The organism is Staphylococcus sp. SUC_1.2, assembly GCF_026222585.1.
Genome location: NZ_JANJPM010000001.1, coordinates 53,264 through 77,917, shown reverse-complemented (window position 1 = coordinate 77,917; position 24,654 = coordinate 53,264). Strand labels below are relative to the sequence as shown.

Sequence of the window (24,654 nt, the reverse complement as noted above, 5' to 3'; positions counted from 1 at the left end):
GACAATAAAATGAGTTATCAATCACATTATTTTCAAGAAGTTAGAAAAGCTCAACAACGTGCTTATGTACCGTATAGTCAATTTAAAGTAGGTGCATATTTAAAAACAAAAGACGGTCGCCATTTTTATGGAGCAAATGTTGAAAATGCAGCTTATCCAGCAACGATTTGCGCAGAACGATCTAGTTTAGTAGCTGCAATTTCAGAAGGCTATCGACCAGGAGATTTTGAATCAATAACAGTTACCGTTGACGCTGAACATCCGTCATCACCTTGTGGAACATGTCGTCAAGTATTAAAAGAACTCTGTGATGACGACATGCCTGTGTATATGACAAATCATAAAGGTGAGATGATTAAATCAACTGTAGCAGAACTATTACCTCACGGCTTTTCGGGAAAGGATTTAGAATAAATGACAGAACACAAATCAGGATTTGTATCTATTATAGGGAGACCGAATGTGGGAAAATCCACGTTTATGAATAGAGTCATTGGACATAAAATTGCAATTATGTCAGATAAAGCTCAAACAACAAGAAATAAAATTCAGGGAGTAATGACAAGAGAAGATGCTCAAATCATTTTCTTAGATACACCAGGTATTCATAAACCTAAGCATAAATTAGGAGATTATATGATGCGTGTAGCTAAAAATACACTATCAGAAATTGATGCTATTATGTTTATGGTAAATGTAAATGAAGATATTGGTCGTGGTGACGAATATATAATGGAAATGCTAAAAAATGTTAAAACACCAGTATTTCTAGTGTTAAATAAAATTGATTTAGTTCATCCAGATGCACTTATACCTAAGATTGAAAAATATAAAACCTATATGGATTTTACTGAAATTGTGCCCATTTCGGCACTTGAAGGATTGAATGTGGATCACTTTATCGATGTACTTAAAGATTATTTACCTGAAGGTCCAAAATATTATCCTGATGATCAAATATCGGATCATCCAGAACAATTTGTAGTAGGCGAGATTATTAGAGAAAAAATCTTACATCTAACAAGTGAAGAAATCCCCCATGCAATAGGGGTAAATGTAGATAGAATGATTAAGGAAAGTGAAGAAAGAGTAAGAATTGAAGCAACTATTTTTGTTGAACGTGATTCTCAAAAAGGAATTGTTATAGGTAAGGGTGGGAAAAAACTTAAAGAGGTTGGTAAAAGAGCTCGACGTGATATTGAAATGCTTCTCGGATCAAAAGTTTACCTCGAATTATGGGTAAAAGTTCAGAAAGATTGGAGAAATAAAGTAAATTTTATTCGTCAAATGGGATATGTTGAAGATCAAGATTAACGTTTAAATTAATAGGAAAGCCGGTGAGATGCATTGTTAGAAAAACAAAAAGGAATTATCATAAAATCAGTAGATTATGGTGAATCCGATAAAATTATTACAATATTAAACGAGCATGGTGCTAAAATTCCTATTATGGTAAGACGTGCTAAGAAATCTAAAACCGGCTTGCAAGCTCATACACAACTCTTTGTGTATGGCTTATTTATTTATAATAAATGGAAAGGTATGGGAACGCTCAGTTCTATTGATGTCATAAACCAATATTATCAATTACGATTAGATATTTTTGATAGTAGTTATGCGACTTTATGTGTCGAAGCAATAGATCGATCATTAGAACCAAATGAAGTTTCTTTATACCATTATAAGTTATTAGAATTTGTACTCAATAAAATTTCAGAAGGTAATTCTGCTCAATTAATGTCGATTATCGTATTATTGAAATGTATGAATAAATTTGGTTTTGGCGCATTTTTCGATTATTGTGCAATTACTGGTGATACTGATCAATCTAAGCTTATTGCTTACAGTTTTAAATATGATGGAACAATCTCAGAAACTGTATTAAATAATGATCCTTATGCATTAAAGCTATCCAATAAAACATTTTATTTATTGGATATTTTACAAAAGTTGCCAATTGATAAAATGAATCATTTTAATATTAACCAAGCTTTATTAGATGAAATGTCAGAATTAATGATAATGCTGTATAGAGAATATGCTGGCATGTACTTTAAAGGTCAAAAATTAATTAATCAACTTAAGCGATTAGAATAATATAAAATTGTTTAAATTAATTAAAAGAACCCACTTATTACTCATAGCAAGTAATAAGTGGGTCCTTGTTATATTAAAACTTAACTTTTTCAGCTAAGAATGTTTCTAATTCTGAGATTGGCATACGAACTTGTTCCATAGAATCTCTATCACGTACTGTAACTTGATTATCTTCTAATGAATCAAAATCAAATGTAATACAATAAGGAGTACCGATCTCATCTTGACGACGATAACGCTTACCAATTGATTGTGATTCATCAAAATCAACAGAAAACTTAGAACTTAATTGTTCAAAGATTTTAATTGCTTCTTCAGATAATTTTTTACTTAATGGTAAAACAGCAGCTTTATATGGCGCTAAAGCAGGGTGGAAATGCATTACTGTACGAGCATCTTTACTACCTTCAACGCCTTCTTCATCATAAGCATCACATAAGAAAGCTAATGTAACACGATCTGCCCCTAAAGAAGGTTCAATACAATATGGAATATATTTCTCATTTGTTTCTGGATCATGATATCTGAAATCTTCACCAGAATGTTCACTGTGCTTTTTCAAGTCAAAATCAGTACGGCTTGCAATACCCCATAATTCTCCCCAACCAAATGGGAATTTATATTCAATATCTGTAGTCGCATTAGAATAATGAGATAATTCTTCTTCATCATGATCACGTAATCTCATATTTTCTTCATTGATGTTTAAATCTTTTAACCATTGACTTGCAAATGTTTTCCAGTAATTTTGCCATTCAATTTCTTCACCAGGTTTACAGAAGAATTCTAATTCCATTTGTTCAAATTCTCTTGTTCTAAAAATAAAGTTACCAGGCGTGATTTCATTACGGAATGATTTACCAATTTGACCAATACCAAATGGTAATTTTTTACGCATTGAACGTTGAACATTTTTATAGTTTACGAAAATACCTTGAGCAGTTTCTGGACGTAAGAATAGTTCATTAGTAGAGTCCTCAGTAACACCTTGGAATGTTTTAAACATTAAGTTAAATTGACGAATATCTGTCCAATTCGCAGTACCACTTACAGGACATACAATGCCTTCATCATCGATAATACGTTTCATTTCCTCAAAACTTAAGCCATCAGCAATGAAATTTTCGTCGCCTTTTTCATTTTGCATATAGTCTTCGATTAATTTATCTGCACGATAGCGAATTTTACTATCTTTATTATCAATCATTGGGTCGTTAAAATTACCTAAATGACCAGATGCTTCCCAAGTTTTTGGATTCATTAAAATGGCAGCATCAATCCCAACATTGTATGGTGATTGAGTAATGAATTTTTGCCACCATGCTTTTTTAATATTATTTTTTAATTCAACACCTAATGGACCATAATCCCATGTATTAGATAAACCACCGTAAATATCACTGCCTGGGAATACAAATCCTCTATGCTTAGCTAGTGATACAATAGTATCCATATCTTTAACCATAATATCTCTCCTTTTAAAATAAAAACGTCCCAAGACAATAAATAAATATAAAATAATACTTATTATTATCTTGGGACGAGTTAATAATTCATCTATATAAATATATAGTGTTAACAAAATAACCCGCGGTTCCACCCAAATTAGTGTAGACACTCGCTTTTATGTAATGATATTGATAAGCCAATTTTTGAAATGTTAAGCTTCCACCGACCTTAACTCGCTTAATCATATTTTAATTCATAGAAAATTTAATAGCAAGGATTTATATGTATTTGTAGGTATATATATAAATAGGTATAATAAAAATGAAATTAAAAGGGGTGAAGACCTATAGAATTAAGTAAAAGACAAGAACAAATAATTGAAATAGTTAAAGATGGTGGCCCAATAACAGGTGAACATATAGCAGATAAACTTAATTTAACTCGTGCTACTTTACGTCCTGATTTAGCTATTTTAACTATGTCTGGTTTTATTGAAGCTAGACCACGTGTGGGTTATTATTATTCAGGTAAATCTAAGAATAAATTAGTCAGTGATCATTTACGTCAATATATAATAAAAGATCATATGTCTCTACCTGTTATCGTTAAAGAAGATATGACAATTTATGATGCTATATGTACTATATTTTTAGAAGATACAGGAACATTATTTATTACTAATCAAAAAGATGAATTGATTGGTGTGAGCTCGCGAAAAGATTTGTTACGTGCCTCTATGATTGGTCAAGATATTCATACTATGCCTATAAGTGTCATCATGTCACGTATGCCTAATATTGTTTATTTAGAAGAAGAAGACCTCGTCATCTATGCAGCAAGTCAAATGATAGATAAGGAAATTGATTCAATTCCCGTTGTTAGAAAAAAAGAAAATAGTAAATATAAAGTTGTAGGTAGAATATCTAAAACAACAATAACAAAGTTATTTGTTTCATTATTTAAAGAATAGGTGATAAACAATGGAAAATATAAAGATAATCATTGCATCTGATTCAATAGGAGATACAGCTGAGTTGGTTGCTAGTGCTTGCGTCTCTCAATTTAATCCTAAAGCTTGTAAACATGGTTTTTTGAGATATCCTTATATAGAAACCTTTAAGGATATAGATGAAGTTATACAGGTCGCTATAGATAAAAATGCAATTATTGTATATACGTTAGTAGAACCAGAAATCAAAGCATATATGAAGAAAAAAGTAGACGCTTTCTCCTTAAAAGCTGTTGATATAATGGGTCCTCTAATGACACTACTTAATCAAACGCACGATGAGGAGCCGTATAATCAGCCGGGCAGAGTTCATAAATTAGACGATGCCTATTTCAAAAAAATAGATGCAATTGAATTTGCGGTAAAATATGATGATGGCAAAGATGCGAAAGGATTACCTAAGGCAGATATTGTTTTAATTGGCATTTCAAGAACTTCTAAGACACCTCTATCTCAGTATTTAGCGCATAAAAGCTATAAAGTAATGAACATTCCTCTAGTTCCAGAGGTAACGCCACCAGACGAATTGTTTAAAATTAATCCAAATAAATGTATAGCATTAAAGATTAGTGAAGATAAACTTAATTTAATAAGAAAACAACGACTTAAACAATTAGGATTAGGTGAGCATGCTAGATATGCGACTGAAGATAGAATTAAAGAAGAAATTCAATATTTTGAAAAAATTGTCGAAAAAATAGGATGTCCTGTTATTGATGTATCTGATAAGGCTATTGAAGAAACAGCAAATGATGTTATACAAATCATTGAAAGTAAAGCATAAATATTTAAAAACCTTCTATAAAAGTGTATAATACTATGACTACTATTTAATAGGTGATATATATTGCGTATAGAACAGTCTGTAATCAACGAAATAAAGGAAAAAACAGATATTTTAGATTTAGTAAGTGAATATGTGAAATTAGAAAAAAGAGGACGCAATTACATTGGTTTGTGTCCTTTTCATGATGAAAAAACACCTTCGTTTACAGTTTCTGAAGATAAACAAATATGCCATTGCTTTGGTTGTAAAAAAGGTGGAAATGTTTTTCAATTTATTCAAGACATTAAGGACATTTCATTCGTAGAAGCAGTACAAGAACTTGGAGAACGCGTTAATATAAAAGTAGATATTGGTCATTCTAATCCATCTACAACGCAGATAGCATCTGAAGACTTAAAAATGATTGAAATGCATGAATTAATTAATGAATATTATATGTATGCATTAATGAAATCCGTAGAAGGTGAAGAAGCTTTAAATTATCTTGTAAATCGTGGTTTCACTGAAGAATTAATAAAATCTCGTGGAATTGGGTATGCCCCTAATAACGCTCACTTTTGTCATGACTTTTTACAACAAAAAGGATATGACATAGAACTAGCTTATGAAGCTGGTTTGTTATCACGTAACGAAGAAAATTTTAGTTACTATGATCGTTTTAGAGATCGCATTATGTTTCCTTTAAAAAACGCTCAAGGAAGAATTGTCGGTTTTTCTGGTAGAACTTATAACAATCAAGAGCCTAAGTATTTAAATAGTCCTGAGACACCGATTTTTCAAAAGAGACGATTACTTTATAATCTTGATAGCGCAAGAAAGTCAATTAGAAAAAATGATGAAGTAATGTTGTTAGAAGGATTCATGGATGTAATTAAAGCTGATTACGCTGGATTAAAAACAGTAGTAGCAAGTATGGGTACAGCATTATCAGAAGATCACATTACAGTGTTAAAAAAATTAACCTCTAATATAACTTTAATGTTTGATGGAGACTTTGCTGGTCAAGAGGCCATTTTAAAAACTGGAGAACATTTACTTAAACATGGATTGAATGTATTTGTAGTACAATTACCAAAAAACATGGATCCCGATGAATATATAGTTAAATTCGGTAAAGAAAAATTTATAGAATTTATAAATAATGAGAAGAAATCGTTTATTATTTACAAAGTTCAATTCTATCGAGATGAAATTGAAAATAATGATCTAGCTTATGAGCGTCACTTTAAAGAGATTACTGAAGATCTTTCATTTGTCAGATCTTCAATATTAAAAAATAAAATTGTGAATGACGTAGCTGACATTTTCAATATTGATGCCAATACTATTATGTCCAATGTACATCAACAACCTGAATTTATCTCATATGAAGAAGACTATATTGGAAATACCAATGATAACTCGAATTTAAATTCTCAAAATTTAAATATTGTTTTTACACATTTAAACAAAAGTGAAAAAGCACAAAGAGCTTTATTAAAACACTTTATGATGGATAAAGATGTATTTCTAAATTATAATCGACAACTTGAAGCAAATGATTTTACGAATAAATATTTCCAAAGTATTTTTAAAGTGCTAACCGATTATTATTCTGAAAATGATTACTATTCGATTAGTGATTTAATATTATACATTGAAGATAAAGATATTAGAGAAGCAATCATACAGCTTGATGATTATGAATTAAATCGAGAACCTTATGATTTAGAAATTGAAGAATATATCTCAACTTTAAATGAAAACAAATATGAAGATTCTATTGAAGAACTTAATCATAAATTAAAAGAAGCACTTAGAATTGGTGACGTAGAATCTCAAAAGTATTATTTACAAATGATAGTTAATAAAAACAAGCAACGCATGTAGATGAACATTTAAATTAAAGGAATATAAACAAATATTAAACTTTTAATATAGTATTTATATTTAATAACCATTACTGTATAATGGTTATTATGCTTTTTTAAAGGGTAGAGAAATAATAAGTTAAATATTTATGAAATAAGGATATCATTTTATTACCTATAGAATGATAATATTTCATGTTTATTATAAAATATACTTTTCTTATTATAATAATTTATTATATAATTAAATATCTTAATTGAAAGTTGAAAATACGATTGGGAGGCCTTTTCATGTCTGATAACCAAGTTAAAATCAAAAAACAAACAATTGATCCGACTTTAACATTAGAAGATGTTAAAAAACAATTAATTGAAAAAGGTAAAAAGGAAGGTCATCTAAGTCATGAAGAAATTGCTGAAAAGCTGCAAAATTTTGACATGGATTCCGACCAAATGGATGATTTCTTTGACCAACTAAATGATAACGATATTAGTTTAGTAAATGAAAAAGATAGTTCAGATACAGATGAAAAATTAAATCCAAATGACTTAAGTGCGCCTCCAGGTGTTAAAATTAATGATCCTGTAAGAATGTACTTAAAAGAAATTGGACGTGTAAATCTTCTTAGCGCACAAGAAGAAATTGAATTAGCTAAACGTATTGAACAAGGTGATGAAGTAGCAAAATCTCGCCTTGCAGAAGCCAACTTGCGATTAGTTGTAAGTATTGCGAAACGATATGTTGGTCGTGGTATGCTTTTCTTAGACTTAATCCAAGAGGGAAATATGGGGCTTATCAAAGCAGTAGAAAAGTTCGATTTTAGTAAAGGATTTAAATTTTCTACTTATGCTACATGGTGGATTAGACAAGCCATTACACGTGCTATTGCTGACCAAGCTCGCACCATCCGTATTCCTGTGCATATGGTTGAAACAATTAATAAGCTTATTCGCGTACAAAGACAATTATTACAAGATTTAGGTCGTGATCCTGCTCCTGAAGAAATTGGTGAAGAAATGGATTTACCACCTGAAAAAGTTCGCGAAATACTTAAAATAGCTCAAGAGCCAGTATCCCTAGAAACGCCAATAGGTGAAGAAGATGACAGTCACTTAGGAGACTTTATTGAAGATCAAGAAGCACAAAGTCCTTCTGACCATGCTGCTTATGAGTTATTGAAAGAACAATTAGAAGACGTTTTAGATACACTTACTGATAGAGAAGAAAATGTTTTACGTTTAAGATTTGGCCTTGATGACGGACGAACTAGAACATTAGAAGAAGTAGGTAAAGTGTTCGGTGTTACAAGAGAACGTATTCGTCAAATCGAAGCTAAAGCGCTTAGAAAATTAAGACATCCAAGTCGTAGCAAGCGTCTTAAAGATTTTATGGACTAAGATTAATGCTAAATCTGAGTTAACGATAGATGTTATGTATAAAGAAATTTGAGGCTAAGACAATACTATGTCCTAGCCTCTTTTTATAATAAAGGAGATAACAATGATATCATTAAATCATAGATTAAAAGTTGTAAGCCAATACTTATTACCTAATTCATTAGCTGATATCGGTTCTGATCACGCTTATTTACCTATTTATGCATTACAACATCATCTATGCGATGATGCTATTGCTGGTGAAGTAATAAAAGGACCTTATACAGCTGCTAAAACGAATGTAGCACAGCATCAACTTACTCAACATATCGATGTTCGATTAGGTGATGGTCTTAGTATTCTAACTGAGAAAGATAAAGTAGATAATGTCACAATTTGTGGAATGGGTGGACCTTTGATAGCGAAAATATTAGATGAGGGTAAAAATAAACTTGCACATCATCCACGTCTAATTTTGCAAAGTAATATTCAAACTGAAACCTTACGCAAGACACTTCAACATCTTAATTATGATATTATTGCTGAAGAAATTTTAGAAGAAAAAGGGCATATCTATGAAATTGTAGTTAGTGAATGGAAAGAAAATCTTAATCTTCTTAATAAGAAATCACTTAAATTTGGTCCTATTCTTTTAAATCATAAAAACGATATTTTTATAAAAAAATGGGAAAGAGAGTTAGCAGCTTTAGAGTATATTCGTAATCAATTGAATCCAATACAACATCATGAGAGACTAGAAGAGATTGAAGAAGAGATATCAATGATAAGAGAGGTGCTCTATAATGAAAATTAAAGAACTAATGTCAATTATTGACCAACATGTTCCCCTTAAAACTGCTGAAAGCTGGGATAATGTGGGTTTATTAATTGGAGATGACACTAAAGAAATAACAGGTATTTTGACAGCATTAGATTGCACAATGGAAGTAATAGAAGAGGCAATTAGCAAAGGATACAATACAATTATTGCGCATCACCCTTTAATTTTTAAAGGTGTTAAATCATTAGTTAATGATGGATACGGTAAATTGATACACATGCTTATTCAAAATGATATTCAACTTATTGCTTTACACACCAATTTAGATAATCACATTGATGGTGTCAATGAGATGCTAGCAAAAAAATTAAATTTAACTAATATTAGATTTTTAAATGAAGAAGAATCTTTTTATTATAAAGTACAAACTTACATTCCGGAAGAAAATCTAGAATCATTTAAATATCATATAAATAATATTGGTCTAGCAAAAGAAGGGAATTATGAATATTGTTTCTTTGAGTCCAAAGGTAAAGGTCAATTCAAACCAGTTGGAGACGCTCGCCCTCATATTGGAGAACTAAATCGAATTGAACATGTAAATGAAGTGAAGGTAGAATTTATGATTCGTAAAGATCAATTAAGTATTGCTAAAAATGCAATTATTAATTACCATCCTTATGAAACACCTGTATACGATTTTATTAAGATGACGACATCTGCTAATTATGGTCTTGGAAAAATAGGTGAACTAAATGAACCATTAAATTTAGAAGATTTTGCTAAATATGCTAAAGCACATTTAAATATTCCTAGCGTTCGTTATACAGGTCCTTCAGAAGCGTTAATTAAAACAGTTGCTATTATCGGAGGTGCTGGTATCGGTTTTGAAACTAGTGCTTTTAAAAAGGGAGCAGATGTTTTCGTTACTGGAGACATAAAACATCATGATGCACTTGATGCTAAAACTAATGGCATTCATTTATTAGATATCAATCATTATAGTGAGTACGTTATGAAAGAAGGACTTAAAGACTTACTAGGACGATGGTTATTTAGTAATGATAGTAAGCAGTTTAATATAGAAGCTTCAGAAATAAATACAGATCCATTTAATTATATTTAAAACAATACAAAGGAGGCCAGATGAATGGCTAATCATCCATTTGAAATATTTAATTTAAATCCAAATCTTATTGATGCAGTTAAAGATTTAAATTTTAATAAACCTACTGAAATTCAAAATAGAATTATTCCACGTATAAAAAAAGGGACTAATTTAATTGGTCAATCACAAACCGGTACTGGCAAATCACACGCCTTTTTATTACCTTTAATAGATTTAATTAATACTGACATTAAAGAACCTCAAAGTATTGTTGTTGCACCAACTCGTGAATTAGCACAACAATTATATAAAGTGGCTAGTCATCTAGCTAGTTTTCAATCAGATATTAAAGTAAGTTTATTTATTGGTGGTACTGACATAGAGAAAGATAAACAACGAACAAATCAACAACCTCAATTAGTGATTGGTACACCAACACGAATCAATGATTTAGCTCAGAGTGGACATTTGCATATTCATAAGGCATCATATTTAATTATCGATGAAGCAGATTTACTCATTGATTTAGGGTTAATAGAAGATGTGGATTATATTGCTGCTCGTTTAGATGAAAATGCTAATATTGCAGTCTTTAGTGCAACAATTCCAAAATCATTAGAACCGTTTTTAAATAAGTATCTTAGTCACCCTGAATATGTTGTAGTTGATAACAAATCCCAAAATAAAAAAAATATTGAATTTTATTTGATTCCTACTAAAGGAACTGAAAAAGTTGATAAAACTTTGCAATTAATTGATATACTAAATCCATATCTATGTATTATTTTTTGTAACAGTAGAGAAAATGCAAATGAACTTGCTCAATCTCTTAATGAGTCTGGCATTAAAGTTGGTATGATTCATGGCGGTTTAACACCTAGAGAACGTAAACAACAAATGAAACGTATTCGGAATTTAGATTTCCAATATGTTATTGCAAGTGATTTAGCTTCAAGAGGAATTGATATTGAAGGCGTTAGTCATGTAGTAAATTTTGATGTTCCTAATGATATTGATTTCTTTACTCATAGAGTGGGTAGAACAGGACGTGGAAATTATAAAGGCGTGGCTATAACGTTATATAGCCCAGATGAAGAACATAATATTTCTCTTATTGAAGATAAAGGCTATCACTTTGATAATGTTGATATTAAAAATGGAGAACTTAAGCCAATCAAAGCGCACAATACACGTCATAAACGTGAACGTAAAGATGATCATTTAACAAATCAAGTAAAACATAAAGTAAGAAGTAAATCTAAAAATAAAGTTAAACCAGGCTATAAAAAGAAATTTAAACAAGAAGTAGAAAGAATGAAACGACAAGAGAGAAAGCAATACAGTAAACAACGTAGTAGACAACAACGAAAAAACAATAAAAAAGGTTAGGTGAAACAAATGTTAATTGGCTCACATGTATCAATGAGTGGTAAAAAAATGTTAGAAGGATCGGCCGAAGAAGCACATCGATTTGGTGAATCAACATTTATGATTTATACAGGTGCACCTCAAAATACAAGAAGAAAAAGTATAAACGATTTAAATATTGAAAAAGGTCATAAAGTTATGGAACAATATGGTTTATCCAATATTGTTGTACACGCTCCTTATATAATAAATATAGGAAATACAACGAAGCCTGAAGTTTATGAACTAGGTGTGAATTTCCTTCAAAATGAGATTGAACGCACGCAAGCTATAGGAGCGAAAGATATTGTCTTACATCCAGGTGCGCATGTAGGTGCCGGTGCAGATAAAGGAATTAATCAGATTATTAAAGGATTAAATGAAGTATTAACACATGATCATGATGTACGAATTGCACTTGAAACAATGGCTGGAAAAGGAACAGAAATTGGACGTAGTTTTGAAGAACTTGCTCGTATTATTGATGGTGTGACACATAACGATCGATTATCTATTTGCTTTGATACCTGTCATACACATGATGCTGGTTATAATATCAAAAATGATTTTGATGGAGTTTTGAATGAGTTTGATAAAATTATTGGAATAGACCGTATTAAAGTTGTTCATGTAAATGATAGTAAAAATGAACAAGGTGCACATAAAGACCGACACGAAAATATTGGATTTGGATATATTGGTTTTGATGCCTTGAATAATGTGGTACATCATGAAGCTTTTAAAGACATTCCTAAAATCCTTGAAACTCCTTATGTAGGAGAAGATAAGAAAAATAAAAAGCCACCATATCGCTTTGAAATCGAAATGTTAAAATCTCAAATTTTTGACCCCAAATTAAAAGAAAAAATATTGAATCAATAATTAAAATAAGAGTAAGATAGCATAATCTATAAAGAGGCTATCTTACTCTTATTTTAATTCGTAAACATTACTATTTACAAAAAACATATATAATTGTATAGTATTTAGCGAGGTGAAAAGATGAATCAACCTGTTTTTGAATTAAAAAATATTGATTATTATTTTGATAATAAACAAGTATTAGAAAACATTAATATCCGAATTAATAAAGGTGACTTTCTTGCAATTGTTGGTCCTAATGGAGCCGGGAAATCTACTCTTTTAAAGGTTATTCTTGGCTTGTTACCATTACAACACGGTGAAATATACATTGACGGGAAATCTTATAAAAAAAATACTCAATCTGCATTAAAAATTAGTTATGTGTCTCAAAAAGCCAATGCTTTTACTGCAGGATTTCCTGCTAGTGTGAAAGAAGTTGTTTTAAGTGGTTTAACTAAAACGAAAAGAATTTTTCAGTGGTTTAATAAAAGTGATGAACAACAAGTAGATAATGTTTTACATCGTTTAAATATTCATCATCTAAAGAATAAAAATATTGCAGAATTATCAGGTGGACAACAACAACGTGTACTAATTGCACGCGCTTTAATTTCAAATCCATCCGTCTTAGTATTAGACGAACCGACAAATGGGATTGATGCAAAACATGTGAATGAATTCTATGCCACCTTGCAACATTTAAAAGAAGAAGGTATAACGATTATTTTAGTTACTCATGATATAGGCGTTGTGGTAGACACAGCTACAAAAGTCGCTTGCTTAAATAAACATCTTCATTTCCACGGTTCTACTGAAGAATTTAAGTCTCTTGATGAAGTTGAAATTTCAAAAATATATGGTCATCCAATTAAATTTGTTGATCATCAACATAATCGTTCATGCTGTGAAGCATAATTTTAAATAGGAGTTAATTATGATAAGTATATGGATTGAATTAAGAGGTGAATATCATGATTGAAGCATTGTTAAATTTTGATTTTATGAGATATTCACTTTTAAGTGGGATATTGATTGGTTTTATTGCACCTTTAATTGGTGCATTTATAGTGGTAAGGCGATTATCATTAATTGCTGATGCTTTAAGTCACGTCACACTAGGCGGTATTTCATTTGGAATGTTTATTATTACCTTATCATCAGCATTAGCATTTATAAACCCTATGTGGTTTGGTATAATCTTTGCAATAGTTGGAGCTTTACTTATAGAAAAATTAAGAACTTCATATTCAAACTATCAAGAAATTGCAATTCCAATTATAATGAGTGCAGGAATTGCATTAAGTGCAATTTTTATTTCTCTAGCTGATGGGTTCAATCAAGAAATTGTTGGATTATTATTCGGATCAATTAGTGCTGTAAATTTAAGTGACTTAATCACAATTACGATTATTTCAATCGTCGTATTATTATTCATTCTTTTATTATACAAAGAATTATTTATTTTATCTTTTGATGAGGAATATAGTAAGGTTATTAATATTCCAAAATGGATTCAGTTTTTATTTATAACGATTGTTGCTATGGTTATTTCTGCATCAATGAGAGTAGTAGGAATTTTACTCGTGAGTGCATTAATTACATTACCTGTGGCTATAGCAATGCGATTAACTAAAGGATTTAAACAGTTGATTATCTTAAGTATTATTATAGGTGAATGTTCTGTTATTTTAGGGCTTACCTTAGCATTTTATATTAATATATCTCCTGGTGGTGTCATCGTGGTATTATTAGTTCTAATTTTAGGAATAACGATGTTACTACAGAAAACTAAACGAACTGCCAAAAAGGAGCATTAAATTATGAATACAAATGACGCTATTAAAATTTTAAAAGACAATGGGTTAAAATATACTAAGAAAAGAGAAGATATGATTAATATCTTTGTTAATGAAGATAAATATATTAATGCTAAATATATACAACAACAATTAGACAATGATTATCCAGGTATATCTTTTGATACTATTTATCGTAATCTTCATCTTTTTAAAGATTTAAATATTGTTGAAAGTACAGAATTAGATGGAGAAATGAAATTTAGAATCGCTTGTACTAATCATCATCATCATCATTTTATATGTGAAAATTGTGGGGATACAAAAGTAATAGATTTTTGTCCAATTGAGCAAGTTAAGCAATTTCTACCTAATGTAGATATTCATACTCATAAATTAGAGGTATATGGTATATGTGAAACTTGCCATAATAAAGGTATAAATTAAAATGAGAAATGTTCTGAGACGTAAATAAGCGTCTCTGTTTTTTTATAGGTCAAAAGTCTGAATTTCTACTAATATTGAAATATATGTTTAAAAACTACTAAAATGAGATATAAAAAGAGTATAATAAGAAATATGACAACTATGTGAATAATATTTAGAGCAAATGATTTGTTGCACATCACATAGCTTGTTATTATTTATATAAAGATAATTTAGGAGGATGATTATTTATGGCTTTTGAATTACCAAATTTACCATATGCAGCAGATGCATTAGAACCACATATCGACAAAGAAACAATGGAAATTCATCATGACAAACATCATAACACTTATGTTACAAAATTAAATTCTGCAGTTGAAGGTACTGATTTAGAATCTAAATCAATTGAAGAAATTGTTGCAAATTTAGATAGTGTACCTGAAAATATTCAAACAGCAGTACGTAATAATGGTGGAGGTCATTTAAATCACTCATTATTCTGGGAATTATTAACTCCTAATTCTGAAGAAAAAGGTACTGTAGTTGATAAAATTAAAGAACAATGGGGTTCTTTAGATGAGTTTAAAAAAGAATTCGCTGATAAAGCTGCAGCACGTTTTGGTTCAGGTTGGGCTTGGTTAGTAGTAAATAATGGAAAATTAGAAATTGTTACTACTCCAAATCAAGATAACCCTATTACTGAAGGAAAAACTCCAATTTTAGGCTTAGATGTTTGGGAACATGCTTATTACCTTAAATATCAAAATAAACGTCCTGATTATATCAGTGCTTTCTGGAATGTTGTAAATTGGGAAAAAGTAGACGAGTTATACAATGCTGCTACAAAATAATAAATAAAAAAGTATTTATTAGTGGTCTCTTTTTGGGAGATCACTTTTTTTTATGAAAAATATAGAAAAATTATACAATTTCATATATCATTTATAAGTATACATAATTAATAATTGAGGTCGGTTGTCTTGCTTAAAAGATTAAAAGAAAAATCAAATGATGAAAAAATAAAACATACGATGAATAAACGAATTAGTTTTATATTTGGTGCGATTGTTTTGATTTTCGTATTAATTGTCCTAAGACTAGGATATTTACAAATTGCACAAGGTGCACATTATAGTCAATTAGTGAAAAATGATGAGAATATTACTGTCAATGAATCCGTACCACGAGGAAGAATACTAGATAGAAATGGCAAAATTTTAGTTGATAATGCTTCGAAATTAGCAATTACCTACACTCGTTCTAAAAAAACCAGTCAACAAGACATGTTAAACACCGCTAAAAAATTAGCTAAACTCATTACAATGAATACTGATAAGATTACAAAGCGAGATAAACAAGACTTTTGGATACAAAATCATCCAAAAGAAGTTACTAAATTAATGAAAAAAGAAACAACTATGCTTAACAATGGTAGTATAAGTCAAGAACAGTATGATAAACAATTACATAGTAAAATTACAAAAACTCAATTAAATAGTTTATCTAAGCATGATTTACAAGTATTAGCTATATACAGAGAAATGTCAGCTGGATCTACACTTGATCCGCAAATGATAAAAAATGAAGATGTTAGTGAAAAGGAATATGCTGCTGTTTCTCAACAATTGGATAATTTACCTGGTGTCAATACTTCAATGGATTGGGATCGAAAATATCCATATGGTGAAACTTTAAGAAGTATATTTGGTAGTGTCTCTACACCTTCCGAGGGTATTCCTAAAGAATTAACTGAACAGTATTTAGCAAAAGGATATTCTAGAAATGATAGGGTTGGGAAAGCTTATCTAGAGTATCAATATGAAGACATTCTACGTGGTAAAAAGAAACAGCTGAAATACACTACTGATAAATCTGGTAAAGTTATTAGTTCTAAAGTGATTAACCCTGGGTCACGCGGAAATGATTTACAACTAACCATTGACATTGATTTACAGAAAAAAGTTGAGTCTCTATTAGAAAACGAAATAAAAACACTGCGTAGTCAAGGAGCAACCAATATGGACAATGCTCTTGTAGTTGTTCAAAATCCTAAAAATGGTGATATTCTTGCAATGGCTGGAAGACAAATTGATAAAAATGGGGAACTGCTAGATTATGATTTAGGTAATTTTACTGGCCAATTTGCAGTCGGTTCTTCTGTTAAAGGAGCAACCTTATTAACTGGTTATCAAAATCATACTATCAAAGTCGGTGAAGAAATGATTGATGAACCTTTACACTTTAGAGGCGGACTAACTAAACGTTCTTATTTTAACCAAAATGGCAAAGTTCTAATTAACGACAAAGAAGCATTAATGCATTCTTCAAACGTATATATGTTTAAAACTGCTTTAAGACTAGCTGGTGATCCTTACTCAAGTGGTATGAATTTACCTAATAATATTGAAGAAGCTGGTCAAAAACTAAGAAAAGGTCTAAATCAAGTAGGATTAGGTGTTAAAACAGGTATCGATTTACCTAATGAAACAATTGGTCAAATTGAACCATTAACTAATAATCCAGGTAATTATTTAGATTTATCAATAGGTCAGTATGATACTTATACACCTATTCAACTTTCACAATATATATCTACAATTGCAAATAATGGTTACAGAGTACAACCACACATTGGTTTAGCTATACATGAAGCAACAAATAGTGATCAAGTAGGACCTGTAAAAGATAAAATTAAAGGTAATACACTAAATAAAGTCAATAATTCTCAAGATGAGATAGATGAAGTAAAACAAGGATTCAAGATGGCTTTCAATGAAAAAGATGGTACAGGCTATGCAAGCTTCCATAAAACTGTTGTTCCATCAGCTGGTAAAACTGGTACTGCTGAAGTTTATCAAAATGGACAACCTAGAGTTAACTCAACATATATAGGTTATGCGCCTGTTAAAGATCCTAAATTAGCTTTTTCTATCGTATATACTAATCAACCTGTTCCACCACCATGGTTAAATGGGGGAGATTTAGGAAGAGATATCATTAATTACTACTTTAAAAATGAAAAATAATTTGAATAACCGTTGATAAGATGCTTTTCAACTTAACACTAGTAAAAATTAATACTTTTCAATTAATCGTCTAAGTGGTATGATAATAAAGTCGTATTTAGAAAAGGTAAGGAGGTATAATCATGCGCGTAAACGTAACATTAGCTTGTACTGAATGTGGTGACAGAAACTACATTACTACTAAAAATAAAAGAAATAATCCTGAACGTATTGAAATGAAAAAATATTGTTCACGTGATAACAAACAAACTCTACATCGTGAAACTAAATAATATTAAAAGTAAAAAAGGTTGGAACAATTTTGTTCCAACCTTTTTTACTTTAGTCGCTCATTCAACTATTAATAATCCTAAATATATAATTAACAACTATATTTATTTTATATAAATTAATATAAGTTTTTAACTTAAAATAATTTGAATTATCACAAATGACATCACTATATAATAACGTTATAATATATATTAAAGGATGGGAGAAAGAATGGGTAAAAAACAAATTAGAAAAAATATTTTATCACAAATGAAAGACTTTGATAAAAAAAGTAAGCATAAAGCTGATATTTGGTTAATGAAACAATTAATTGAAAACGAAAAATTCAAAAAAGCACATCGTATCGGTATTTTTTTGTCTATGCCACATGAAATTAATACATACAATATCATTAATTTCGCTTTAGATAATGGAAAACAAATTTTTGTGCCCGATACAGATTACAGAAGTCGTAATATGAACTTTAAACAACTATTAGATTTGTCATCAATAACTACCGATGATAAAGGCATTAATTATGTTAATGAAGATACATCTATTAGTAATGACATGGATTTACTTATTGTACCTGGAGTAGCTTTTCAAACAAATGGTTTTCGTATAGGATACGGAGGAGGTTACTATGATAAATTTCTAAATCAACACGATATTAACTCAATTAGTCTTATATATGACTTCCAAATATCAGATTTCGATGTGGAAAAACATGATCAACCTGTAGATAATTTAATTATATGTAACACTAAATTTGGGAGGAATTAATGAATATTGATAAACTATATTGGAAATCAATTTATTATTGGATCAAATATTTTAACTATAAATTAGAACACACAGATAAAAATACAAATGAAATTTGGTTATCCAATAAGAAAAAAAAAGAACTTATTGTATTTAGAAAAGAAGTGAGTTCAACTCAAGAGATACGCTTCGACAAATCTAAAATAAATGATCATAAAGAGAATTTACAAAAAAAGTTAGGATTTAAAATTAAAAAAGTTGAGTTCTTCTACTTTTTAGAAACATCGCTGAATATTGATAATTTCGATGAAATGCATCCTACTAAGTTGATTTATCATAGTATCACTAATGAAAAAGACTTAGAAAATATAATGCCTAATTTTATTTTAAAAAAACGTATTAATAAAAAAGATAAAAAATCATCGTTGGATTATAAAAAACGTGTACTTAATACGAACCTTGTTGATAAGTATATGATGATGTTTTCACCAATGACTTATACACTTATAGCTATAAACGTCCTAGTATGGTTATATATGAAGATTTATCTAAATCATTTTTCAGATATTAAGCTACTAGATGTTGGGGGGTTAGTACACTTCAATGTAGTGCACGGAGAGTGGTACCGTCTTATTACCTCGATGTTTTTACATTTTAATTTTGAACATATTTTAATGAATATGCTATCTTTATTCATTTTTGGTAAAATTGTAGAGACGATCGTTGGTCCATATAAAATGTTAGGTATCTATTTAATTTCTGGATTATTTGGAAACTTTGCTTCGTTATCCTTTAATATAAGTACAATATCTGTTGGTGCAAGTGGAGCCATTTTTGGTCTTATAGGGGCTATTTTAACGATGATGTACTTAAGTAAGACTTTTAATAAGAAAATGATAATACAATTGTTAGTTGTTGTATTAATATTGATTTTTGTCTCGCTATTTATGTCGAATATTAATTTAATGGCTCATTTAGGTGGTTTCATAGGTGGTATCCTTATTACATTAATAGGCTATTATTTTCATGAGAATCGTAATTTATTTTGGTTATTTTTAATTTTATTATTAGTACTTTTTGTTTTATTACAAATTAGAATATTTTCAATTAAAGAAGAAAATATTTACGATAAACTTATTAAAGACGAAATGATATCCTATAATTATGATGATGCTTTATCAATTGTTGAACATACAATCAATAAAGGATACGATGATGATGAAACATATTACTTAAAAGGTTTAATAACTGCTACTAAAAGTTCTAAAGCAGAAGCAATGGCTGATTGGGAAAGAGGCCTAAGAAGTCATCCTAACTCTGCATTATTAAACTATGAATTATCCATAGCTAATAGAGCATTAAATGATAACGATAAATCTTTAAAATATATAAAAAAAGCTTTGAAAATTGATGCCAATAACCAAAGCTATAAAAATTTAGAAAAAGAATTGAAAGATAGTAATGAATCGAAAAATTAACAATTTTTATGATGTCTTGCAACTTTTGAAACGTTATGGTTTTATTATATATTTTAAAGATAAAGAAGATATGTATGAAATGATGCAACAAGAAATACGTTCTCTTTACAATTTTGATCTTTTAACAAATGAAGAATATCTAAAATGTATTTTAATAATTAATCAAAGAAGGAATGAGCATAAATGAAAAATATTATTTTAGCAGCTGATATAGGTGGAACAACATGTAAACTAGGTATCTTTGATACGAAATTAGAACGATTACATAAATGGTCTATTGAAACCGATACTTCAGACCATACAGGTCGAACATTATTAAAGCAAGTCTTTGATTCTTTTAAAGAAGCAACTGAATCTTATCATTTTGATATTCAAAATGTTATCGGAGTTGGTATAGGAGTTCCCGGTCCTGTTGATTTTGAAACGGGAATCGTACATGGAGCTGTTAATTTACATTGGCCTGGAAATGTAAATGTGAGAGAGATTTTTAGTGAATTTATAGATTGTCCTGTATATGTTGATAATGATGCAAATGTAGCTGCACTGGGTGAAAAGCATAAAGGTGCTGGTCAAGGTGCAAATGATGTAGTTGCTATTACACTTGGTACTGGTCTTGGTGGAGGCATCATTTCAAATGGTGAAATTGTACATGGTCATAATGGTTCAGGTGCGGAAATAGGTCATATTAGAACTGATTTTGATCAACGTTTTAATTGTAACTGTGGCAAATCAGGATGTATTGAAACTGTTGCTTCAGCTACTGGAGTGGTTAATTTAGTCAATTTTTATTATCCTAAACTTACTTTTAAATCATCTCTTTTATCACTTATAAAAGAGAATAAAGTAACTGCTAAAGCTGTATTTGATGCAGCAAAAGCAGGAGATCAATTCTGTATATTTATAACAGAGAAGGTCGCAAATCATATCGCTTATTTATGTAGTATAATTAGTGCTACAAGCAATCCTAAATATATTGTTTTAGGTGGAGGAATGTCTACAGCTGGATTAATATTGATTGAAAATATTAAAACAGAATATCATAATTTAACATTTACTCCTGCTCAAAAAGATACTGAAATTGTCCAAGCAAAACTTGGAAATGATGCTGGTATCACTGGTGCTGCTGGACTAATAAAAACATATATAATTGAAAAGGATGGTGTTAAATAATGGCTATTGTTGATGTAGTTGTTATACCTGTCGGAACGGAAGGTCCTAGTGTTAGTAAATATATTGCAGAAATCCAAACGAAACTAGAAGCATTTAAAAAGCAAGGTAAAATTGACTATCAATTAACCCCTATGAATACGCTTATCGAAGGTGATCTTAAAGATTTATTTGAAGTAGTTCAAGCAATTCACGAATTACCATTTGATAAAGGATTAGATAGAGTATGTACAAATATCCGTATTGATGATAGAAGAGATAAGTCTCGTAAAATGAATGATAAATTAAAATCTGTTCAAAAACATTTAGATAAACAAGGTGAATAATATGAGAATTTCTAATTTATCTTTAGGATTAGTTGATACAAACGCGTATTTTATAGAAAGTGATAACAGTGTATTATTAGTTGACCCTGCTGGAGAATCTGATAAAATATTTAAGAAATTAAATCAAATCAATAAACCTTTAAAAGCAATACTACTTACACACGCTCATTTTGATCATATTGGTGCTTTAGACGATGTATTATCCAAATATGATGTACCTGTTTATATGCATAAAGAAGAATTTTCTTTCTTAACTGATCCTGAAAAAAATGGTTCTTCAAAATTTAAACAATATGGTATGCCACTCACTACTAGTAAAGCTCAACCAATTGCTTTAGATGAAGGTAATTTTACAATCGATGAATTTAAATTCAATGTTCTTCATACACCAGGTCATTCGCCAGGAAGTTTAACTTACGTTTTTGACGATTTTGCAGTAGTAGGAGATACATTATTTAATAACGGTATTGGAAGAACAGACTTATATAGAGGAGACTATGAAACATTAGTAGACTCAATTAAGGACAAATTATTTGAATTAGACGGAGATTTGCCTTTATTCCCAGGTCATGGTCAATACACTACGGTAGATGACGAACAACTCAATCCATATTTAGATGGACAATAAAAAAAGTAATTTAAACACCTCTTACGTTTATATATGTAGGAGGTGTTTTTTTGAAATTATTATTTCAAGAAATAATTAATAAAGCAATTTCAAAAAATGCAAGTGACGTACACTTTATTCCTTCAGAGGATAAAGTACATATTAAATTCAGAGTGAATGATATGTTAGAGACATATGAAATGTTTAGTAATGACATTTATGAAAAATTATTAATTTATATGAAATTTAAAGCAAATTTAGATGTATCAACACATCAAATAGCTCAAAGTGGTAGATATACTTATCATGCTAAATCAATATTTTATTTAAGAATTTCTACTTTACCTTTGTCATTAGGAGTAGAAAGTTGTGTTATCAGACTTATCCCTCAATATTTCACTTCTAAAAGAGAATATAAGGACTTTAATGACTTTAAACCTCTAATGAATAAAAAGCAAGGTCTCATTTTACTTACTGGTCCAACAGGTTCAGGTAAAAGTACTTTGATGTATCAATTAGTACTCTATGCTTTTCAAGAATTAAATTTAAATGTTATTACAATCGAAAATCCTGTTGAACAATTACTAAAAGGCATAACACAAGTGTCAGTAAATCATAAAGCCGGTATAGATTATGTTAGTTCATTTAAAGCAATATTAAGATGTGATCCAGATGTTATTTTAATTGGTGAAATTAGAGATGCTGAAGTGGCAAAATGTGTTATTCAAGCAAGTTTAAGTGGTCATTTAGTGCTCACTACTATGCATTCAAGCAATTGTAAGGGCGCAATACTCAGATTGTTAGAGATGGGGATTAGTGTTCAAGAAATTTCACAAGCAATAAATGTCATTTCAAATCAAAGATTAGTTACAACTACTTTAAATCAAAGAAAGCTTGTTTGTGAGTCTATTACAAATAATCAAATTCAATATTTTTTTGAACATAACCATACACTTCCTAAGACATTTAATAATTTAAAAGAAAAATTGTTATCGCTATCGAAAGAAGGTCTTATATGTGAAGATGTGGTTGAAAAATATATTTAACAAACATTCTAAAGTTCTTAGCGAAAACCAACAAATTATACTTCTAAATAATTTGAATAACTTACTTAAAAGTGGATTTACATTATTAGAATGTTTTAATTTTATAAATTTGTATTTTAATTATAAAAATAAAGATATAGCAAATAAGATAGTTAAAATAATAAAATCGGGAGGAGAATGCGATCAAATATTAGAATTAATAGGCTATCCTAAATCTATTATCACTCAAATTCAATTTGCGCAGAAATATGGGAATATAAATGAAGCAATAGAGGAAGCAATGTATTATTTAAAAACAAATCTTCAAGCTAAACAACGAATATTAAAAGCTATTCAATATCCCATTATTTTGATTGCAATATTTATAACTATGTTAAGTATATTAAATTATACAGTTTTACCTCAATTTGAACATCTGTATTCAATGATGGATGTTAAACTCAATTTATCACAAACTATTATTACATATTTAATTAGTCATTTACCGCAAATTTTTCTTTTTGTTTTTTTTACTTTACTAACTTTATCCATCATTATATTTATCTTTCTTAATAAATTAGATATTTCCAAAAAACTTACATTCATTTCTTACATACCAATTGTACGTTTTTATTATTCGACTATAAAAACATATCAACTTGCTAATGATTTAGCTTTATTTTATAAAAATGGCATTAGTATTCAACAAGTCGTGGATATGTACATTCATCTACAAAACAATTCATTTTTGAATTATATTGGTATCGTTATTCAAAATGAACTAAATAGAGGCATTAATTTACCTAATATTTTGATTAAAATACCATGTTATCAATATGACTTAATACAGTTTATTAAACAAGGTGAGAAAAATAATAAATTAGATATTGAGTTGAAAATGTATTGTCAAATATTAATTCAAAGACTCCAACAAACAGCTTTAAAACAGTCAAAAATTATCCAACCTATCGTATTTATATTCTTAGGAGCCTTTATAGTCAGCTTGTATCTAGTGATCATGTTACCCATGTTCCAACTTATGCAAAATATTAAGTAA

At 29.5% G+C, this 24,654-nt stretch carries 26 protein-coding genes; 25 read left to right on the top strand and 1 reads right to left on the bottom strand.

Annotated elements, in window-relative coordinates; genetic code table 11:
• Window positions 1–9 precede the first annotated feature (9 nt).
• From cdd to recO, 3 genes are read left to right on the top strand one after another with little or no spacing between them, the layout of a single operon-like run.
• Window positions 10–414, top strand: a complete 405-nt coding sequence (cdd, locus tag NR218_RS00410; protein ID WP_242278875.1) for a cytidine deaminase — start codon at window positions 10–12, stop codon at window positions 412–414.
• Entirely contained in the window at window positions 415–1,314 is a 900-nt protein-coding gene (gene era / locus NR218_RS00405; RefSeq protein WP_242278874.1) for a GTPase Era, read from the top strand.
• Window positions 1,315–1,347: 33 nt separating this feature from the next.
• Complete coding sequence (recO, locus tag NR218_RS00400; protein WP_017176218.1) at window positions 1,348–2,097, top strand: DNA repair protein RecO; 750 nt, start codon at window positions 1,348–1,350, stop codon at window positions 2,095–2,097.
• A 73-nt stretch (window positions 2,098–2,170) separates the two neighbouring features.
• Here recO and NR218_RS00395 read toward each other — a convergent pair whose 3' ends face one another.
• Window positions 2,171–3,562, bottom strand: coding sequence for a glycine--tRNA ligase (locus tag NR218_RS00395; RefSeq protein WP_017176219.1), 1,392 nt, complete (start codon window positions 3,560–3,562; stop codon window positions 2,171–2,173).
• 330 nt (window positions 3,563–3,892) lie between these two features.
• Here NR218_RS00395 and NR218_RS00390 point away from each other — a divergent pair, with 330 nt between their 5' ends.
• From NR218_RS00390 to comGB, 22 genes are all read left to right on the top strand, one after another.
• A complete protein-coding gene (locus NR218_RS00390) occupies window positions 3,893–4,516 on the top strand; it encodes a helix-turn-helix transcriptional regulator (protein WP_072291429.1) in 624 nt (207 codons plus the stop codon).
• Window positions 4,517–4,526: 10 nt separating this feature from the next.
• Window positions 4,527–5,339, top strand: a complete 813-nt coding sequence (locus NR218_RS00385; protein WP_265883182.1) for a pyruvate, water dikinase regulatory protein — start codon at window positions 4,527–4,529, stop codon at window positions 5,337–5,339.
• Between the two features lie 63 nt (window positions 5,340–5,402).
• The gene (gene dnaG / locus NR218_RS00380) at window positions 5,403–7,211 is read left to right on the top strand and encodes a DNA primase (protein ID WP_017176222.1); all 1,809 of its coding nucleotides are present in this window, start codon (window positions 5,403–5,405) and stop codon (window positions 7,209–7,211) included.
• 272 nt (window positions 7,212–7,483) lie between these two features.
• Window positions 7,484–8,590 (top strand): RNA polymerase sigma factor RpoD, encoded by a 1,107-nt coding sequence (rpoD, locus tag NR218_RS00375; protein ID WP_002449793.1) that lies wholly within the window; start codon window positions 7,484–7,486, stop codon window positions 8,588–8,590.
• A 103-nt stretch (window positions 8,591–8,693) separates the two neighbouring features.
• The gene (locus NR218_RS00370; protein WP_017176223.1) at window positions 8,694–9,383 is read left to right on the top strand and encodes a tRNA (adenine(22)-N(1))-methyltransferase; all 690 of its coding nucleotides are present in this window, start codon (window positions 8,694–8,696) and stop codon (window positions 9,381–9,383) included.
• A complete protein-coding gene (locus NR218_RS00365) occupies window positions 9,373–10,476 on the top strand; it encodes a Nif3-like dinuclear metal center hexameric protein (RefSeq protein ID WP_017176224.1) in 1,104 nt (367 codons plus the stop codon). The genes NR218_RS00370 and NR218_RS00365 overlap by 11 nt, the downstream gene beginning before the upstream one ends.
• A 24-nt stretch (window positions 10,477–10,500) precedes the next feature.
• Complete coding sequence (locus NR218_RS00360; RefSeq protein ID WP_017176225.1) at window positions 10,501–11,847, top strand: DEAD/DEAH box helicase; 1,347 nt, start codon at window positions 10,501–10,503, stop codon at window positions 11,845–11,847.
• Between the two features lie 9 nt (window positions 11,848–11,856).
• A complete protein-coding gene (locus NR218_RS00355; RefSeq protein WP_049419727.1) occupies window positions 11,857–12,747 on the top strand; it encodes a deoxyribonuclease IV in 891 nt (296 codons plus the stop codon).
• Between the two features lie 120 nt (window positions 12,748–12,867).
• A complete protein-coding gene (locus tag NR218_RS00350; protein WP_048761607.1) occupies window positions 12,868–13,644 on the top strand; it encodes a metal ABC transporter ATP-binding protein in 777 nt (258 codons plus the stop codon).
• A 56-nt stretch (window positions 13,645–13,700) separates the two neighbouring features.
• Window positions 13,701–14,546, top strand: coding sequence for a metal ABC transporter permease (locus NR218_RS00345; protein ID WP_265883181.1), 846 nt, complete (start codon window positions 13,701–13,703; stop codon window positions 14,544–14,546).
• Between the two features lie 3 nt (window positions 14,547–14,549).
• On the top strand, window positions 14,550–14,972 hold the full coding sequence (locus NR218_RS00340; RefSeq protein WP_002455286.1) for a Fur family transcriptional regulator: 423 nt from the start codon (window positions 14,550–14,552) through the stop codon (window positions 14,970–14,972).
• 230 nt (window positions 14,973–15,202) lie between these two features.
• A complete protein-coding gene (locus NR218_RS00335) occupies window positions 15,203–15,805 on the top strand; it encodes a superoxide dismutase (protein ID WP_002449767.1) in 603 nt (200 codons plus the stop codon).
• A 129-nt stretch (window positions 15,806–15,934) separates the two neighbouring features.
• Window positions 15,935–17,980: a peptidoglycan D,D-transpeptidase FtsI family protein gene (locus NR218_RS00330; protein ID WP_265883180.1), complete on the top strand. Its 2,046-nt coding sequence runs from the start codon at window positions 15,935–15,937 to the stop codon at window positions 17,978–17,980.
• A gap of 122 nt (window positions 17,981–18,102) precedes the next feature.
• On the top strand, window positions 18,103–18,252 hold the full coding sequence (gene rpmG / locus NR218_RS00325; protein WP_002449881.1) for a 50S ribosomal protein L33: 150 nt from the start codon (window positions 18,103–18,105) through the stop codon (window positions 18,250–18,252).
• A gap of 211 nt (window positions 18,253–18,463) precedes the next feature.
• Window positions 18,464–19,015, top strand: a complete 552-nt coding sequence (locus tag NR218_RS00320; protein ID WP_265883179.1) for a 5-formyltetrahydrofolate cyclo-ligase — start codon at window positions 18,464–18,466, stop codon at window positions 19,013–19,015.
• Entirely contained in the window at window positions 19,015–20,472 is a 1,458-nt protein-coding gene (locus NR218_RS00315) for a rhomboid family protein (protein ID WP_265883178.1), read from the top strand. Before NR218_RS00320 ends, NR218_RS00315 begins: the two co-directional genes overlap by 1 nt.
• A complete protein-coding gene (locus NR218_RS00310) occupies window positions 20,456–20,659 on the top strand; it encodes a YqgQ family protein (RefSeq protein ID WP_265883177.1) in 204 nt (67 codons plus the stop codon). The genes NR218_RS00315 and NR218_RS00310 overlap by 17 nt, the downstream gene beginning before the upstream one ends.
• Window positions 20,656–21,642, top strand: coding sequence for an ROK family glucokinase (locus tag NR218_RS00305; protein ID WP_265883176.1), 987 nt, complete (start codon window positions 20,656–20,658; stop codon window positions 21,640–21,642). The genes NR218_RS00310 and NR218_RS00305 overlap by 4 nt, the downstream gene beginning before the upstream one ends.
• Complete coding sequence (locus NR218_RS00300) at window positions 21,642–21,965, top strand: MTH1187 family thiamine-binding protein (RefSeq protein WP_070549119.1); 324 nt, start codon at window positions 21,642–21,644, stop codon at window positions 21,963–21,965. The genes NR218_RS00305 and NR218_RS00300 overlap by 1 nt, the downstream gene beginning before the upstream one ends.
• A 1-nt stretch (window position 21,966) precedes the next feature.
• Window positions 21,967–22,593: an MBL fold metallo-hydrolase gene (locus tag NR218_RS00295; protein ID WP_172473642.1), complete on the top strand. Its 627-nt coding sequence runs from the start codon at window positions 21,967–21,969 to the stop codon at window positions 22,591–22,593.
• A gap of 50 nt (window positions 22,594–22,643) precedes the next feature.
• On the top strand, window positions 22,644–23,618 hold the full coding sequence (comGA, locus tag NR218_RS00290; protein ID WP_172473643.1) for a competence type IV pilus ATPase ComGA: 975 nt from the start codon (window positions 22,644–22,646) through the stop codon (window positions 23,616–23,618).
• The gene (comGB, locus tag NR218_RS00285; protein ID WP_416346225.1) at window positions 23,590–24,654 is read left to right on the top strand and encodes a competence type IV pilus assembly protein ComGB; all 1,065 of its coding nucleotides are present in this window, start codon (window positions 23,590–23,592) and stop codon (window positions 24,652–24,654) included. Before comGA ends, comGB begins: the two co-directional genes overlap by 29 nt.